General features: G+C 65.0%; 15 protein-coding genes and 1 pseudogene. 4 read left to right on the forward strand and 12 right to left on the reverse strand.

Annotated elements, in window-relative coordinates; translation table 11 throughout:
• Positions 1-27: 27 nt before the first annotated feature.
• The 4 genes and pseudogenes from KF759_RS04795 to KF759_RS04810 form a co-directional block, all read right to left on the reverse strand.
• The gene (locus tag KF759_RS04795) at positions 28-1,437 is read right to left on the reverse strand and encodes an MATE family efflux transporter (RefSeq protein ID WP_291223271.1); all 1,410 of its coding nucleotides are present in this window, start codon (positions 1,435-1,437) and stop codon (positions 28-30) included.
• A gap of 142 nt (positions 1,438-1,579) precedes the next feature.
• On the reverse strand, positions 1,580-1,981 hold the full coding sequence (locus KF759_RS04800; RefSeq protein ID WP_291223272.1) for a GFA family protein: 402 nt from the start codon (positions 1,979-1,981) through the stop codon (positions 1,580-1,582).
• Positions 1,982-2,024: 43 nt separating this feature from the next.
• On the reverse strand, positions 2,025-2,957 hold the full coding sequence (locus KF759_RS04805) for an aspartyl/asparaginyl beta-hydroxylase domain-containing protein (protein ID WP_291223273.1): 933 nt from the start codon (positions 2,955-2,957) through the stop codon (positions 2,025-2,027).
• A 213-nt stretch (positions 2,958-3,170) separates the two neighbouring features.
• Positions 3,171-4,391: pseudogene (locus KF759_RS04810) on the reverse strand (tryptophan--tRNA ligase); the annotation flags it as partial.
• 209 nt (positions 4,392-4,600) lie between these two features.
• Between KF759_RS04810 and KF759_RS04815 the strand changes: the two are divergent.
• Positions 4,601-5,437 (forward strand): hypothetical protein, encoded by an 837-nt coding sequence (locus KF759_RS04815; RefSeq protein ID WP_291223275.1) that lies wholly within the window; start codon positions 4,601-4,603, stop codon positions 5,435-5,437.
• Positions 5,438-5,595: 158 nt separating this feature from the next.
• Here the strand turns inward: KF759_RS04815 and mutM are convergent, their stop codons facing one another.
• The 6 genes from mutM to KF759_RS04845 are packed head-to-tail and all read right to left on the reverse strand — an operon-like array spanning position 5,596 to position 10,438.
• Entirely contained in the window at positions 5,596-6,408 is an 813-nt protein-coding gene (gene mutM / locus KF759_RS04820) for a bifunctional DNA-formamidopyrimidine glycosylase/DNA-(apurinic or apyrimidinic site) lyase (RefSeq protein ID WP_291223276.1), read from the reverse strand.
• Positions 6,409-6,449: 41 nt separating this feature from the next.
• Positions 6,450-6,830: a YbjQ family protein gene (locus KF759_RS04825; protein WP_291223277.1), complete on the reverse strand. Its 381-nt coding sequence runs from the start codon at positions 6,828-6,830 to the stop codon at positions 6,450-6,452.
• 46 nt (positions 6,831-6,876) lie between these two features.
• Positions 6,877-7,383, reverse strand: a complete 507-nt coding sequence (locus KF759_RS04830; protein ID WP_291223278.1) for a hypothetical protein — start codon at positions 7,381-7,383, stop codon at positions 6,877-6,879.
• Between the two features lie 3 nt (positions 7,384-7,386).
• Positions 7,387-8,751, reverse strand: a complete 1,365-nt coding sequence (locus KF759_RS04835) for a DUF4350 domain-containing protein (RefSeq protein ID WP_291223279.1) — start codon at positions 8,749-8,751, stop codon at positions 7,387-7,389.
• The gene (locus tag KF759_RS04840) at positions 8,748-9,512 is read right to left on the reverse strand and encodes an ABC transporter permease (protein WP_291223280.1); all 765 of its coding nucleotides are present in this window, start codon (positions 9,510-9,512) and stop codon (positions 8,748-8,750) included. The genes KF759_RS04835 and KF759_RS04840 overlap by 4 nt, the downstream gene beginning before the upstream one ends.
• The gene (locus tag KF759_RS04845) at positions 9,509-10,438 is read right to left on the reverse strand and encodes an ABC transporter ATP-binding protein (protein WP_291223281.1); all 930 of its coding nucleotides are present in this window, start codon (positions 10,436-10,438) and stop codon (positions 9,509-9,511) included. Before KF759_RS04845 ends, KF759_RS04840 begins: the two co-directional genes overlap by 4 nt.
• A 104-nt stretch (positions 10,439-10,542) precedes the next feature.
• Here KF759_RS04845 and KF759_RS04850 point away from each other — a divergent pair, with 104 nt between their 5' ends.
• The 3 genes from KF759_RS04850 (at position 10,543) to KF759_RS04860 (ending at position 16,572) form a co-directional block, all read left to right on the forward strand.
• Positions 10,543-11,751: a fatty acid desaturase gene (locus tag KF759_RS04850; RefSeq protein WP_291223282.1), complete on the forward strand. Its 1,209-nt coding sequence runs from the start codon at positions 10,543-10,545 to the stop codon at positions 11,749-11,751.
• Between the two features lie 172 nt (positions 11,752-11,923).
• The gene (locus tag KF759_RS04855; RefSeq protein ID WP_291223283.1) at positions 11,924-14,374 is read left to right on the forward strand and encodes a hypothetical protein; all 2,451 of its coding nucleotides are present in this window, start codon (positions 11,924-11,926) and stop codon (positions 14,372-14,374) included.
• Positions 14,375-14,433: 59 nt separating this feature from the next.
• Complete coding sequence (locus KF759_RS04860; RefSeq protein WP_291223284.1) at positions 14,434-16,572, forward strand: hypothetical protein; 2,139 nt, start codon at positions 14,434-14,436, stop codon at positions 16,570-16,572.
• 75 nt (positions 16,573-16,647) lie between these two features.
• Here KF759_RS04860 and rpmG read toward each other — a convergent pair whose 3' ends face one another.
• Together rpmG and rpmB are read right to left on the reverse strand one after the other, a co-directional pair.
• On the reverse strand, positions 16,648-16,812 hold the full coding sequence (rpmG, locus tag KF759_RS04865; RefSeq protein ID WP_131995653.1) for a 50S ribosomal protein L33: 165 nt from the start codon (positions 16,810-16,812) through the stop codon (positions 16,648-16,650).
• 13 nt (positions 16,813-16,825) lie between these two features.
• Positions 16,826-17,062 (reverse strand): 50S ribosomal protein L28, encoded by a 237-nt coding sequence (rpmB, locus tag KF759_RS04870; RefSeq protein ID WP_291223285.1) that lies wholly within the window; start codon positions 17,060-17,062, stop codon positions 16,826-16,828.
• Between the last annotated feature and the right edge of the window lie 108 nt (positions 17,063-17,170).

Raw genomic sequence — 17,170 nt, forward strand, 5'->3', positions numbered from 1 at the left:
CGACAGCCGGACGGGAATGATTCCAGCCTACCCCAAACCCCCGTGGCTGGGCATGGCACGGGAGTCATGGGTGAACTCACTCAGGGGGCGTCGCGACAACCGCCGGAAACGCCGCGTGAGCAGCACCGCAGCCACGCTCAGGCCCGCAATCAGGCCCACCCACAAGCCGGGTGCGCCCTGGCCATGACCGAAGGCCAGCCACCAGCCGACCGGCAGGCCGACCATCCAGTAGGCGAACAGGGTGATCAGCATCGGCACCCGCGTGTCCTTGAGCCCGCGCAGCGCGCCATTGGCGACGCACTGGATGCCATCGGAAAACTGGAACAGGCCGGCGAGCATGAGCAATTTGACCGCGACCGCGATCACCGCCTCGTCGTGCGTGTACAGACGCGCAATCAAGGCCGGCGCAAGAAACATGATGCTTGCGGTCAGCGTCTGCGTGGCGAGGGTCATCACCAGACCCACCGCGCCCGCGTCGCGCACGCGATCGGCATCGCCGGCACCGACCGCATGGCCGACCCGCACGGTGGTCGCCATCGCGATGCCCAACGGCAGCATGAACGCGACCGAGGCGACATTGATCGCGATCTGGTGTCCGGCAATCACGTCGGTGCCGAGTGTGCCGATCGCCAGCGCCACACCAATGAACAGGCTTGCCTCCATGAACAAGGTCACGCCCATCGGCACGCCGATTCGCAGCAAACCAGCAATTGCGCGCGCGTCGGGCCATTCGAAACCGGCAAACGCATCGAGCCCCTGATAGTGGCGGCTGCGCCAGACATACAGCGCGAACAGGCTCGCCTGCAGCCACAACACGATCGCCGTGGCCATGCCGCTGCCGAACGCACCGAGCCGCGGAAGGCCAAAGGCACCGTACATCAGCGCATAACCGATCGGTACCAGCAGCACGAGCCCGAGCAGGCTGAAATACAGGGTCGGCCGCGGCATCCCGATGCCCTCACCCAGGCCGCGCAGCGCAAAGAACACCGCCAGCGCCGGCGCGCCGAAGGCGATCGCATGCAGAAAATGGCCGACATCGGCGACCAGCGGCGGATCGATGCCGATGTGGCTGACGATGAAGGGCCCGACCCAGTAAGTGCCCAGGGCGAGCAGACTGCCGAGCATCAGCGCCAGCCACAGCGCCTGGCGGAACAGTGGCCCGATCTCGCCATTGCGCCCGGCGCCGTGCAGCTGCGCCACCGAGGGCGGCAACGCCATCATCACGCCGATCGCCACCACGATCGAAATCGACCAGATGCTGGTGCCGACCGCGACCGCGCCGAGCGTGTGCGCGTCGAGATGCCCGGCAAGCACCGCATCGACCACGTTCATGCCCACCGCCGAAAGCTGGCCGAGCACGAGCGGCACCGCCAGATGCAGGGTCTCGCGCAGCTCGCGCAGGCGGCGCGGCGGCAATCGGAAGCGGGTCAGCGGCATGGTTCGGTGGCGCGCTGCGGCTCGAGCGGCAGCGCGCAGGGATCGTCAGGTCGGCTGTGAAGGGCTTGCTTGGCGCGACGACGTCCCGTTTCGGCAACGCGCGCGCGGCGATTGTAGCAGCCACACCGATCCAACCACGACCTCAGAGGTGAGCGTTGAACTCGGGCGCATCCTGCCAGCGATCGTGCAGGCCATCGACGTGCGTGATGGCCAGTTGCGACAACGCTTCCTCGCTGAGGCCTTCGAGGCAGCCGAGATTGACCCCGTACATCCTGCCAATCGGGGTCTGGGTACCGATCCCGAATGGCCGCACACCGCAGTGGCGGCAGAAATAGTGCTCGTTCTTGTGCGAGTTGAAGGTATAGCGCGTCAGCTCCTTCGCGCCCGCGAGCACGCGTACACCACCATCACGCACGATCGCCGGCCAGAACCGCGTACGCCGGCAAATCGAGCAGTTGCAGCGATAGGTTGGCTGCTCGAGATCGATGTCGGCCTCGAACCGCACCGCGCCGCAGTGACAGCTGCCTTGATAGGTCCTCAGCATCGAACGCTCCGCAGTCTGGTCGCCGCCGCAATGTGCACGCAACTCACAGCAGCGGCCGCCACCACGGCGACAGCAGCCAGGCGAGCAAGGCCAGCGCGAGCGTCGCGCGGCTGATCTGGTAGGTCCACGGCAGTGCGCGCTTGAAGCGCTTGCGCAGCTCGCCCATGCGCTCGGCGCCCGCGTACATGCGGTTGACCGTGCCAACCCGCTCGCCGCCCATGTTCTGGGTCGCGGTGGCGCGGCCGAGCACGCCCGAGATCCAGCTGTTGATAGCCCGCATCAGGCGCGTGCGCAAGGGACGCTCGAGATCGCAGAACAGGATCACGCGGGTGGTGTCGGTGTCGTTTTCGACCCAATGCACATAAGTCTCGTCGAAGATCACGTCCTCGCCATCCCGCCAGGCATAGGACTGGCCATCGACGAAGATGTGACAGGCTTCGGAATTGGGCGTGGACAGGCCCAGGTGATAGCGCAGCGAACCGGCAAACGGATCGCGGTGCGGATTGAGCTTGGCACCCGCCGGCAGCAAGGCGAACATCGCCGCCTTGATCTGCGGTACCGACTCGACCAGGGCGACGGTCTGTGGACACAGCACGCGCGCGGACTGGGGCGGCAGGTCGTACCACTTGAGATAGAAACGCTTCCAACCGGTCCTGAAGAACGAGGCGAAGCTGGCGTCATTGTTCTTCTCGGCGGCGCGGATGTAGCCCTCGTCGAACAGGCGCATCGCCTCCTTGCGAATCGTCTGCCACTGCGCGCGCACCGGATCCATGTAGGCAAATGCGCTGCGCTCGGGATAGGGCCGCGCCGGCAAGGCGGAGAACAAATAGAGCAGCACGTTGTAGGGCGCGAAGAAGCCCGAATGATCAAGCAACTGGCGCTTGAAACTCAGCCGCTCGCGACCGCGGAAATGCACGAACAGCACGCAGGCGAGATACAGGGCGAGCAGGCCCAGCACGAACTGATGGACAGACACGGCGCGGCAACTTGGTCAGGGGTGTGACGTAGCGGCAAGCTTACACCGGGCCAAGGCCCCGGCGCTGCACGGCAGGGCACGCGCTGCGGCTCAACGCGCCTTGGCCGCGGCCTTGGCCAGCCGATCGGCCTTGAGCAAGCCAAGCGCGGCAGCAATCGGCTCGACCGGCAGTGCACTGTCATCGGCCGGCGCACACTTGAGCAACAACGCGCGCACAGCCGCAACGTCGCCGCCAGCCTCGACCAGTGCCGCGCTCAGCAGGCCGGCGTCCCTGGGTGCGCCGAAACCGCGACTGGCAAGCAACACCGTGCCATCGATGTCGCTGAGCTTGAAATGGAACTTGCCGTCGGCCTCGCGATAGCTCTTGAGCTGGGGCAGCGCAGCGCCCGCATTTGTCTTGCCGGTGGTGACGGTTGTGCCCGCGTCGACGAGGCGGCGGATGCCGACCGCATGGCGCAACCTCGCGAGCAGGGGCACGCTGCGCGCGCGCGCCTTGGCCGCACCTGCGTGCAGCAGTTCTTCGATGCGCGCGGGATGCGCCATCAACGCGTCGTAGCGCTCGCGCAGTGGCGCGAGCTCACTCTCGACGCGCTCGTACAGTTTCTGCTTGGCCTCGCCCCAACCGATGCCTTCGGCGAACGCGACGCGCATCGCCGCGGTTTCCGCGGGCGTGGCAAAGGCTTGATACAGCGCAAACAGATTCGAGCCTTCGGTGTCCTTGGCTTCGCCGGGCGCGCGCGAATCGGTGACGATGCCCATGATCGCGCTGCGCAGCTTCGCAGGCGGCTCGAACAGCGGAATCGTGTTGTTGTAGCTCTTGGACATCTTGCGTCCGTCGGTGCCGGGCAAGGTGGCGACGTTTTCCTCGATGCGCGCCTCGGGCAGGGTGAAATATTCGTCGGCATAGAGATGGTTGAAGCGCTGGCCGATGTCGCGCGCCATCTCGATGTGCTGGATCTGATCACGCCCGACCGGCACCTCGTGCGCATTGAAGATGAGGATGTCGGCTGCCATCAACACCGGGTACATGTACAGGCCGGCGTTGATACCGGCATCGACATCCTCGCCTGCTGCCATGTTCGCGTCGACCGCGGCCTTGTAGGCATGCGCGCGGTTGAGCAGGCCCTTGGCGGTGACGCAGGTGAGCAGCCAGGTGAGTTCGGGAATCTCCGCAATGTCGGATTGGCGATAGAAGAACACCTTGTCCGGATCGAGGCCGCAGGCCAGCCAGGTCGCGGCGATTTCGAGCGTGGAGCGCTGCACGCGCGCCGGATCGCCGCACTTGATCAGTGCGTGATAGTCGGCAAGGAAATAGAACGACTCGGCATCCTCGCGCCGGCTCGCGGCGATCGCCGGGCGCACCGCACCGACGTAGTTGCCCAGATGCGGCGTGCCCGAAGTGGTGATGCCGGTGAGAATGCGTCGCTTGTGCATGGCGGGGTGTCTTGGACAGCGGGTGGGATGCCGGCGCGGGCTGGCCGATGGCTTTGCGCGTGGCGGGGTGCCGCGGCGCGCGCGGCGGGCCGTCGGCGCTGCGATTCCATCAAGGTCAGGCGCAATCCTATCCCGCCCGGCCCGAAGCGCTCAAACCCCGCAGCCCGTACCGGCGCGTTGCATGCCCCGAACCCAACCGGAGATGCGCCATGCGCCACCTGATCTGCGCCACCCTGATCGCCTTCGCCACCACCGCTGCGTTGCCGGCCCAGGCGGGCCGCATCGTCGACATGAACGTCGTCGACCGCGACACCGGCGCAAGCTTGCCGACCTGGCGCGCCAACGGCCAGGTCTACGTGGCCGGTACGCCTGGCCATCGCTACAGCGTGCGCCTCACCAACCGCAGCGGCGGTCGCGTGCTCGCCGTGCTCAGCGTCGATGGCGTGAATGCGACCACCGGCGAAACCGCCAGTTCCGACCAGGGTGGCTACGTGCTGCAGCCGTGGCAGAGCATCGACATCGCAGGATGGCGCAAGAGCCTCGACGAGATCGCCCAGTTCAACTTCACCGCCCTGCCCAACAGCTATGCCGCGCGTACCGGCCGCCCCGCCAATGTCGGCGTGATCGGCGTCGCCGTGTTCACCGAACGTGAGCGCTACTGGGAACGAAAGGATCAGATCGCCCGGGAAGCCGCGCCGCCGTCACCCGCACCGAGGTACCCGGCGGCAGGCGCCCGCGCCGAGGAAGCCGAATCCGCAGCAGGTGCATCTGCCGATCGCGCGCGCAGCCCGGAGGCAATGGCGCAATCGATGCCCGCGCAGCGCAAGGCCGAGCGATTGGGCACCGGGCATGGCGATCGCGAATACGCGCGGGTCGAACAGACGACCTTCGAACGCGCAACCACTCGTCCGGCCGAGGTCGTTTCGATCCGCTACGACAGCTACGCCAACCTCGTCGCCCAGGGCATCATCGTGCGCCCGATCGCACGCAGCACGCCGCAGCCCTTCCCCAACGACTTCGTGCCCGATCCGCCGGCCTATCGTTGAGGCCGGGCCGAACGAGCGGTCATCCCGGCGAAAGCCGGGATCTGGCTCTTGCGTGAAGCATCCAGGCGTATGGCTTCGAGCTAGAGCGCCCCTTCGGCCAACGAGCGTGCCTGAATTGGCGAGCAAGGATTGCTCTCACGTCAACGCCGTGCCTGGCATCAACGCTGACAACGCGAACACCAATAGGTCGAGCGCTGACCGACCACAGCGCAACGAACCGGCGTGCCGCAGTCGCGGCACGCCTCGCCTTCATGGCCATACACCGCAAGTTCCTGCTCGAAATAGCCCGGCGCGCCATCAGGTGTGATGAAGTCGCGCAAGGTGGTGCCGCCGCGTTCGATCGCGCGGGCGAGGATCCCCTTGATCGCCTGCGCCAGATGCGCGTAACGCTCGCGCGACACCGCACCGGCCGCGCGCAGCGGATGGATGCCCGCGGCGAACAGCGCCTCACTCGCGTAGATGTTGCCAACGCCCACCACCACCGCCTGATCCATGATGAAGGTCTTGACTGCGGCCTTGCGCCCGCGTGAGCGAGTCCACAGCGCGTCGCCATCAAACGCATCCGACAAGGGCTCGGGGCCCAAGTCCTGCAGCAATTCATGTGTCGTTCCCGGCGCCTGCCAGAGCTGGCAACCGAAGCGGCGCGGATCGGTGTAACGCAGCACGCGCCCGGCATCGAGTCGCCAATCGACATGATCATGTGCGCCGATCGGCGTCCGCGCCGGCAGCACGCGCAAACTCCCCGACATGCCCAGATGCAACACCGCGCTGCCGACCGGCGTGTGCACGAGCAGGTACTTCGCGCGCCGCTCGATCGCCTCGATGCGCTGACCCGGCAGGTCGCGGATCAAGGCGCGTGCAACCGGCCAGCGCAACTGCCGCTGACGCACCTCGACCGCGAGTACGCGATGACCAAGCAGATGGGGTTCGAGACCCCGGCGCGTGGTTTCGACTTCGGGCAGCTCAGGCATCAGGCGCACCGTGATGCCGCGGCGGATGGGGGCTCATGTTTTCAGCGCTCGTCGACCTCGACCACCACCGCAGTCCCGTAGCAGAGCACTTCGGTGAGGCCGGCCATCACGTCGGTGGCGTCGTAACGCATGCCGATGATCGCATTCGCATTGCGCTGGCGTGCGTGCATGAGCATGTCACGATAGGTTTCGGCGCGCGCCTGCTCGCACAGCTCGGTGAAGACGGTGATGTTGCCGCCGAAGATCGATTGCAGGCCGCCGAAGAAATTGCCGACGATCGAGCGCGAACGCACGATGATGCCGCGAACGATGCCGATGTTGCGCACGATCCGGTAACCGGGCAATTCGAAGGCGGTGGTGACGGTCGCGTCACTGAGCAGGATCGGTCCGTTGCGGCTGCTGGCGTTGAAGGTCTCATTCATCGCGGACTCCTTGCTGTCGGGAAATGGTGTGTGCAACCGGCATGCATCATTGCGCGGCCGCGGGTGGCACCGCCATCTCGCGCTCGGCCGGTTCGAACAGCAGCGCCGAGAAGCGATCGGGTACCAGCGCGATGGTGGCGCCGGCATCGACGTAGCGATCGCCATTGATCGCATCGGTGGCACCGAAACGCAGGACCGTGGCATCGAGCGTGAGCACGGCCTGCGGCGGATCCAGGCCGATCTTGCCGGCATCGAGCGCGCCGCGCGGATGACGAAAACGCACCGGCGCTCCGGCAATCGCCAGCAGGCGTTCGACCGCGGCATCGTCGGCGCGCACCGGGCTCGGTTCGCGCATCTGCCAGTGACCATCGACACGCTCGAAGCGCCGCGTGGTGCAGCCACGGCACTCCACGCGCAGGCTGCGCACCTGCGCGGGATCAATCGCGCTCAGGCGATCGACCACGTTCTCGCGGCGAATCTGGAAATACACCGCAATGGCCAGCGCCGCGCAAATGCCGGCCAGCCACAACAGGGTGCGATGTCGACGGCGCATCGATCAATGCCGCCGGCGCCGCCAGGTGATGCCGAGGCCGAACGCGATCAGCAGCAGGGGCAGGCCGACGAGGAACAGCAGGGCCAGCGCCGTCAATTGGCCTTGCGTGAGTTTGAGCTCACGGTCGGGCGCACTGCGATCGGGCACGCTGACCTGCGCATCGTCACCCAGCAGCCAATCGAAGATGCGTTGGCCGTAGTCGCGATTGCCACCATTGCCGAGGAAACTGTTGGACAGGAAATCGCCATCCCCGATCACCACCATGCGCTGTTCGCGCCGATCCGGCCGCGGCGAAGTGCGACTGAGTGCGAAACCGATGTCGAGCGGGCCGGGAATCTCGCCTGCATCGGCATCCTGACGCACGTTGCCGGCAGCTTCGCCGGCCTTGGGAATGTGGCCAGTCTCGTTCCAGGACTTTGCGCTCGTGCGCAGCAGCGGCGAGGCCGCGAAGCGTGCGCCGGTGATCTGTGCCAGCGCGGCCGGTTGCGGAAACAGCGTGGTCAGCACGAAGCCGGCATTGATTGCCTGCACGGGATACTGATTGATCGCGACGAAGCTTGGATCGGACAGGCCAAATGCCTGACCGCTGCCATCGACGACCGTGCCCGGCAGCACGCGGATGCCGAGCGTCTGTGCCAGATGGTCGAGACCACCGCCCTCGGCGAGCGCAGGCTCGCCCGGCTCGATCAACCACAGCAAGGCGCCACCGCGTTCGATGTAGGCGTCGAGCGCCGCGACGATGCCCGGTGCGAGCGCAATCTGCGGTGTGGCGATCACCAGCAGGTCGGTGTTGTCGGGCACGCGGCCGGTGTTGGCGAGCGGCAGCGTGACCACGTTGATGCCGCGTTCGCCGAGCGTGGCGACGAATTGGCCGAGATCGGCATTGGCCTTGCCCAGCGGCGCACGCTCGCCCTCGCCTTCGAGGAAGGCGACGATGCGCTGACGCGCACGCGACAGGCGCAGCAGGGCGCTCGAAAACTCGGACTCGCCGAGCACCTTGAGGCGTTCGCTGCGCCCTTGATAGCGCAGGTCGAGTTCGCCATCGAGACTGACGCCTGCCGCGCGCATCGCCGCGGGGTCGGCGTCGGGATCGACGAAGCGCAAGCTCAGATCCGGTTTGGCGCGGTGATAGCGCTCGACGAAATTGGCGACTACTTCGCGCAGCCCGCCTTGGGTGCGCGCATAGCTCACCACTTCGACCGGCCCGTCGAGTTGGGCAAGCAGACTCAGGCTCGCTGGCGACAGACTCGCCGACTGCGCGTGGCTCCAGTCGCGTTCGAAGCCGAAGCGCGTGCTCAAGAATCCGAGCAGTCCGGCGATCACCAAGACCAGCAAGGCGTACAGCAGCGAACCGAAGCGCTCCATCATGGCTGCGCGCTCCCGCGCAGGGCGTCGATGCGACGCGCGGCGAGTGCGAGTGCGACGACGGCGACGAGCAGAAAGTAGACGAGGTCGACGCTGGCGACGATGCCGCGCAGGAAAGGTTCCAGGTGCGTCGGCAAGGCGAGGTAGTTGATGCCGGCATTGGTGATGCCCTGCATGCGCGCACCCGCATCGACCACCGCGAGCAGGCCGGTGACCGCAATCGCCGCGCCTGCAGCGAGCGCGGGTTGCGAGGCCCAGGCCGAGCAGGCGATGCCGATTGCCGTCAGGGTCGCGGCAAACAGCAACAAACCGAGCACGCTCGCCGCGATCTTGCCCAGATCGAGCGCGGCGCCACTGACCAGCGCGATCGGCATCAGCGCAACCAGCACCGTCAGCACGACGACGAAGCCATAGGCACCAAAAAACTTGCCGAGCACCAGACGCAAATTGGATTGCCCACTGGCAAGGAGCAGCGGCAAGGTGCCCGCGCGGCGCTCACCGGCGATGCTGCGCATCGTCACCAGGGGCACCACGAAAGCGAGCACGTGCGAGAACGAGCGCAGCAAGGGCACCGCAACGAGATCGGTGACGCCGGGTGCATCGCGCAGGCCGCCCAGCCGCGGGGCAATCGCCAGATACGCCTGCACCGCGAGCAGGAACTGCCAGGCCATCAGCGCCAGCACCACCGCCGCAAGCGTCCACGCGAAGGGCTGCACTGCAAGCCGCCGCCATTCATGCCGCGCCAGCAGGAAGGCGCCGCTCATGCGGCCTCCGCGACATCGCCGCTGGCGATTTCCAGAAACGTCGATTCCAGCGACGGCGTCGCGCCGCACAGTTCGCTGAAGCGGATGCCGGATGCGAGCAGCGCGGCCGGCAAATCCGCGCGCTGCGCGTCATCATGCAGACGCAGTTGCCACTGGCCCGCGGCCAGCGCATGCGCCTCCGCGACTTGCGGCACACGCGACCACTGGACGGCATCGATATCCCCGATCGACGTGATCCGCACGAGCGCGGGTTCGGTGGCCCGCACCGCACCGACATGGCGGATGCGGCCACGATGCAGGATCGCAACCTCATCGCAGCAGGCGACCACGTCGGACAGGACATGGGTCGAGAGGATCAGCGCATGGTTCTGGCCGAGGCTGCGGATCAACTCGCGCAGGCGCAGCGCCTGCACGGGATCGAGGCCCGAAGCCGGCTCGTCGAGCACGATCAAACCCGGCTCGTGCACGATCGCCTGCGCCACGCCGACGCGCTGACGAAATCCCTTGGACAGATTGCCGAGCAGGCGCCGTTCGACTTCGCCCAGATCGCAGCGCTCGATCGCGCGCGCCACCGCCGCACTGACCGCGTTGCGGGCAACGCCATGCAGGCGCGCACAGAAATCGAGGTACTCGCGCACATTCAGTTCTGCATGCAGCGGCGGCGTTTCCGGCAGGTAGCCGATGCAGCGCTGCGCGAGCTGCGGCTTTTCCTGCAGATCGGCAGCGTCGATCAGCACCTGTCCGCTGCTCGGTGCGAGCACGCCCGCGATCATGCGCAAACTGGTGGTCTTGCCCGCACCGTTGACGCCGAGCAGGCCGAGGGTGCGGTTGCGCGCGAGGCTCAAGTTGAGACCATGCACGAGCTCACGGCCAGCGGCGCGGCGGCTGACCTCACGCAGTTCGAGCAGGGGGGGTGGACTGGTCATCGAATGCCGATTGTCAAAGCACGTGGCACCCGCGGGCAAGCCCGGCAGCGATCCGCCCATGCTCGCGCTATAGTCGGCATCCGTTTTTCGCTGCGTACCCGTCCATGTCCGATTGGTTGCTGTCATTTGCCGCGCGCGGCTACACCCAGGCCTCGTGGGCGACATGGATTGTCTACCTGCTGGTCGTGACCCAGCTCACGATCTTCACCGTCACGCTCTACCTGCATCGCTGCCAGACCCATCGCGGCGTGGATTTTCATCCAGCGCTGGCGCACTTTTTCCGCTTCTGGTCGTGGCTGAGCACCGGCATGGTCACGCGCGAGTGGGTGGCGATCCATCGCAAGCATCACGCCAAGGTCGAGACCAACGAGGACCCGCACAGCCCGCAGATCCACGGCATCGGTACCGTGTTCTGGCAGGGCGTCGAGCTTTACCGCATCGCCAGCCACAACCGCGACGACATGGAAAAGTACGGTCGCGGCACGCCCGACGACTGGATCGAGCGCGCGCTCTATTCGAGACATGCCTCGCTGGGTCCGGCACTCATGGCACTCATCGACCTCGCCCTGTTCGGCGCGGTCGGCGGCGTGATCTGGGCGATCCAGATGTTGTGGATCCCGTTCTGGGCCGCGGGTTTCGTCAACGGCATCGGTCACTGGTGGGGCTATCGCAATTTCGAATCGGCCGACACTTCGACCAATGTCTCGCCGTGGGGCGTGTGGATCGGCGGCGAGGAACTGCACAACAACCATCACGCGTTTCCGAGTTCGGCCAAGTTCGCGCTGCGCCGTTTCGAATTCGACATCGGCTGGGCGGCAATCCGCGGCCTGCAAACGCTTGGCCTTGCCAAGGTGCTGCGTGTGGCACCCACGCTCGACATCCGTGCCAATGTGAGCCTGCCCGACACCGAGACGGTCAAGGCCCTGCTCGCGCACCGCTTCCGCGTGATGAGCGACTACTTCGGCGGCGTGATCGCGCCGACGCTGCGCGAGGAAGCGGGCAAGGCTGGCGCCAACCTCAAGGCGCTGCCGCGCCGCCTGCGCCGCGCACTCGGAAACGGCGGGCGCTGGCTCGATGCGGCCTCGCGCGAACGCATGAGCGCGTTCACCGAACGCTGCCCGCAACTGCGCACCGTCTGCGAATTCCGTGCGCGCCTGGCCGCACTCACCGAACGCAACGGCCGCAACGCCGAAGCCTTGCTCGAAGCGCTCACCGCCTGGTGCCGCGAAGCCGAAGCCACCGGCATCCGCGCGCTCGCCGATTTCGCCGCGCGGCTCAAGGGTTATCGACTCGCGGGTGAAGCGGCAGGTTGAGCTGCGTCGATTCGCGGAAATTCGGTATTGCTTGGCGAAGGGGAAAAGCGACAACGGGCAACCTTGTCAGACTCGCTGAAGTCAGCCCGGTGTTTCGCCCTCACCCCGCGTGGCGAGGCCCGCAGGACGAGTCGGTGGCGAAGCCACTTGGCGAGACCGAAGGGATCGACCGTTGAATGGCCAGAAGTTCGACGTCTCCCAACAAGGCGCCGTCGCTTGCGAAAACCGACAGCGTCACGCACCAATCCACGTCCTGCCGCCGCACTCGCAAACGCTCGACGTCACGTCGCAAGAACTCATCGGCGCGCCACTGCGACGCGCCGGCAAGCGCGAAGTAATTCCCTCTGAAGCAATTACCTCCGTCCCCTTTATCCAAGGTGCGCGCAACCGTGCGCCATTGCGAAGAATTCACGGTGACAAATGGATACACTCGGCTGAATTCCCAGGCTGTTCGTCGAAAACTGACGCAAGGAAGACTCCCATGGCTCAAGGCCCTCGCCTCTTTCCGCTTGCACTGTTGCTCGGATTCACGCTGCCTCTCCTGGCGAAAGCACAGCCTTGGAACTACTACCCGCCGCTACAGGAGCCGGCCAAATCCGGACTGGTGGTTGGTGATTTTGACGGGGACGGGCAGGACGAGGCCGTGTTCTCTGGCCTTGCCCGAACCCGGGACGGCATCACAGACCAGTACCTGCTCGGCGTGTTGGGTGGCGAGACTGGCATTTCGCAGCAATTGCGGTCGGCCACAGTGCTTCCGGTCCACGGCTACTGGGCCACGCTTGCGCGTGGACAGATGCCCAACGGAAAAAGCTTCATCGCATACCTCACCGACGAACCGGATGATGAGAGTCATGTCCTCATCTATTCCGGCGTTCCACTGCGCCTGCAGCGATCGATCGCCACCCCCGGTCTGATACGCATCCGGGCGGTATTCGACCCGACAGGCACAGGCACGCAAAAAGCCCTCGGCTTGGTCGAAGACCCACAAAATCCGTTCTACAAGCTCCCCGCGATCTTCGATCTTGCCAGCGGCGAGCGCGAATGGGTTGGCACTGAACGTACCTACGACGTGGCGGTCGCCCCGCTTGGGGCGGGCGGCGCCCTCAAGCTCATCATCGGCAGTGTGCCGGGGCGGATCCTCGATGCAGGCACGCGCGCACTCGAGTGGAGTTGGGGCCCGGGGTTTGGCCGCGAGATCACGACAGGCCGGTTCGGACAGCAAGGTCGGTTTGGTTTTGCCGCTGCCAACACGCAGGTGGACAGTGTCGACGTGTTCTCCAGCCAACCCTACGCATACGTGCGGACTTTCGAAGCCCCGCCATACATGACGCAGGTCATCGCCATGCCGCAGGCCGGACCGACCGGAGACCTCATTGGATTTGCCGGGAGAAATCTCGAGAGTCCATACGGTGGCAAGGTGTCGAGCTACCAGCCGACGACCGGCTATCTGGTACGCAGCTCATTGCTCGATTGTGGTGCGCCCGATGCGGCGGCGGTGGGAAGCATTGATGGCTTCAACCAACCGCGCCTTGTCTATGCGGCGGGCATCAAGACCTCTGCCCCGGATCATCTATGCGTGGCCAACCCGATGACCGGCACCACATTGCATGACGAGCCCGATGAAAGCGGGCCTTACTCGGCAGTTGCGCGGGGAGAGGTTGCCGGCACCGGTGCTGACGAGCTGGTGATGGTTGCCCGCGTTGGCTCCGACTCTCATTTGGGGCCAACCATACGCGTTCTCGATGCCACGCAGGGCAAGGTGCTGCGCGAAACGCGAATTGCGGAAGCCATGTACTCGTTCACCACCCCGCGAGTCGCGTTGGCACAAGTCGATGGCGATGCGCCCCTCGAGATCATCTTCGCCCAAGGCGGTGGCGCAATGAACGACTGGCGGATCGAAGCGTGGGACGGCTCGACCCTGCAGCGCCAATGGCGGACTTCAGGATTCGGCCAGGGATTCCCGACATCGCTGGCCATGATCGATGCCAATGGTGATGGCGTTCCGGACGCGCTGGTGCTGAGCAGTGAGTCTCGCATAAGCCTCTTTGATGGCCGTGACGGGGCCGAATTGTGGCACTCCATCTCACTGCCGGAGTCAACGACGGGCGGCGTTGCAGGCTTTGTCGTCAGCGGCGTACCGCATGCAGCCATCGGCACTGCCAATGGACTCTATCTGTTGGATCTCAACGCCCACGCGTTCGTTACCAGCGTGGTGGTCGACGGGGACATCACCGGCGTGCGCCAGTGGGGCGATGGTTCTTCTTGTCGGCTTGCCTTGACCACGACCAGCCCAAGCCTGGGCGTGCGCGCCTGCGACACGCTGGCAGTGCTCAACGACTGGCCATTGCCAACCGTCCCGACTGCATTCTGGCCACTGGCAATGAACGAACCTTCGTTTCTGTTTGCTGCTGCCGGGCAACTGCACACCCTGCATCCGGACGGCGTGGTCAGGAGCTTGCCGCTCCAGTTCGACGGTCAGTTGGCTGAAGGCAACCAAGGCGAATTGCGTGCGCTGCAGGGTGGGTCGGTTCTGGATCTCATGGTGGGGTCGAGTTCAGCGGTGATGCGCTTGCAGTTCAATCCAGATGCCATCTTCGTCGACAATTTCGAGGCGACGCCATGATCTCGACAATTTCCAGGTGCCTTGCTCGACAGCATCGACTCGGTGTCAGGCGGTCTGCCATGTTCCCATTCGTGTTGGCCGTCTTCGCTTCCTTCTTGTCATTCGATGAAGCCTCGGCGTGGGACTATTTTCCGATGCCCGCGCGACCCGGCATTATCGGTGTCGTTGTTGGCGATTTCGATGGCGATGGACGAGACGAAGCCCTGATCGGCGGAAATCTTCCAGAGCTCGGGACAACCCGCGGGCGGGCCGTGCTTGCAATCCTGGGTGGCGAAGGATCTCAGGCACGCGTACGCGCTCTGTCCATTCCAAGTAGCGAACCAGATCTTGCGGGGTTCTACCTCGAGGAAAACGGGCTTGTACTGGCACCAGCCATCGACGGACACGATCACGTAATCGCACACGCACGATCCGCCTCTGGCACGGACTCACGAATCGCAATCATGGGCGGGGTGCCCATGCAGGTGGAACGACTGCTGGTTGCACCGCCAAATCAACTGATTCCCAAACTGCATGCAGTCGCCGATGTCGATGGCGACGGGCAGCCCGAGATCGTTGCGAGCCTTCAGGGCCCGGGCATGCAGTCGCTGCCTGCCATTCTGGATTGGTCGACCGGTGCGGCGAAGTGGATCGGCACTGTCAGTGCCAAGAGCATCGCAGTGGCTCAGCTTGATGCCGATCCGGCACTCGAGCTGGTCCTGTCCGGGACACCCGGGCTGGTCATTGACGGCATGACACATGCGGTGGAATGGAGCTGGGCCGGTGGATTCAACAAATTCCTGCTCGCGGGCCACTTTCTAGATCCATCGCATACCGCCTTTGCGACGCTCGATTCCGGCAATCCCTTGCAGATCTTCAGCGGCAGTCCCTACGCGCCGGTCACGGAGTTCCCCCCCGTTGGTTTGATCGTCGAATCCATGCTGACCTACACCTCACAGACGGGGAGCCTGGACCAGATCGTGGTGCAGGGCTTCGAGACTACGCTTTTTCTTGATCCGCTGAGCGGTGCGGTCATTCGGGAAATGGCGGGCGGTGAAGGCATGTTCGCGATAGGCGACCTGAACGCTCAAGCACGACCACAGCTCATGAATCTGGCGTACGCCAACGACGACCTCAGCGCCTGTCCATTCGGAGACGGCACGCTTTTCCAAGCGGACTCGTTCGATACAGGTCGATTTTTTCGCGGCACCCATCTCGACGATGGCAGTTGTCAAAAATGGCTGGGGAACCGCGGCTCGTATGCTGCACTTGCGCGTGCAAACCTGGCAGGGGCCGGCAGCGATCTGGTCGCCGCCTACAGCGAGGGCGACGTTCTGACCCTCTTCGACGCCGATACGGGAGCGCCCCAGCGCGTGCTCAACTACGTTCTCGGCGAAGGTGATACCGGAACTGACGCACAGCCACACCTAGCCGTGGCAACGCACCTCGGCACGACTCCCACGCTTGTTCTCGCCGCGGGTGATTCCGCCACAAGGGCGCTCGATCCGCTATCGCTCGAGGTCCGCTGGAATAATTCGGTTTTGGGGCGCTACGTTTCAGCAGTAGCTGCGATCGACACTGACGGCGACGGCAATGACGAAGTCATACTGGCCACTTCGAACGCCGAAGTGGCTGTGCTTGATGGCACGACGGGCGTGACGCTGCGTCAATCGGCAGCCGGCGAGGCATGGTCATCGCCAGACATGGTAACGTTTCGAAATGGCCAAGGTCAGGCCTACGCCTTGATCACCGCAGGCAATCGCTTCCGACTGGATCTCGTCGACTTGACTACGGCCACGCTGGTTGCGCAAACCAATGTCGGGAGTGCGCGCATCAAGGCACTCTGGCAATGGGGCGAGGGCCCGGACTGCCGCTTGGCCATCCTGGATGAGCAGTCTGCAATCAGCGTACGCGAGTGTGCATCCCTCGCCGAGATCAATCGCCGTCAGGCGCCGCCGGACACGGTCTTCGTTCGTCAGGGTGATGCCGCCGGCACCAGCCTCATCGTTGCCGCCGGTCAACTGCTGTACGAACTTGACGCTGCCGGCAATGCCATACCGATCTCGAACCCGCTGGGCAATGCACTGGCCAAAGGTAATGCTGGTGATGTGCGCATTCTCCCGGACGGTCAAGGCTGGCAAATCACCGTGGGATCGGATACGCAAATAAGCATGCTGGAGGTCGCTCCGGACCTGCTGTTTGCCGACGGCTTCGATTGATCAACAAGCCGAACGCGGAAGCAAGAATGCGCGTGGGCCAAAAAGAAGAAGGCCCGCTTGCGCGGGCCTTCTTGCTTACTTGATCTTGCCTTCCTTGTACTCGACGTGCTTGCGCACGACCGGGTCGTACTTCTTCACCGCCATCTTCTCGGGCGTGTTCTTCTTGTTCTTGTCGGTGGTGTAGAAGTGGCCGGTGCCGGCCGAGGAGATCAGACGAATCTTGTCGCGCTTGGATGCCATGGTCGTGTGCTCCTCAGATCTTTTCGCCGCGCTTGCGCAGCTCGGCAAGGACGGCCTCGATGCCCTTCTTGTCGATCGTGCGCAGCCCGTGGCTGGACACGCGCAAGGTGACCCAGCGCTTTTCGGCGGGCACCCAGAAGCGGCGTTCGTGGAGGTTCGGCAGCCAGCGGCGCCGCGTCTTGTTGTTGGCGTGTGAAACGTTGTTGCCGGATTGGAAAGCCTTTCCGGTGACTTGGCAAATCTTGGCCATGTCGGACCTCGTTGATCTTCAAGCCGACCTTGGCCAGGACGGCGGCGGCCCAGCGGCGACGTTGCGCCATGCGGTGCTGGAATTCCCCGGGTCGGCATCCGGCGCGGG

It is taken from the genome of Dokdonella sp., assembly GCF_019634815.1.
GTDB lineage: Bacteria > Pseudomonadota > Gammaproteobacteria > Xanthomonadales > Rhodanobacteraceae > Dokdonella_A.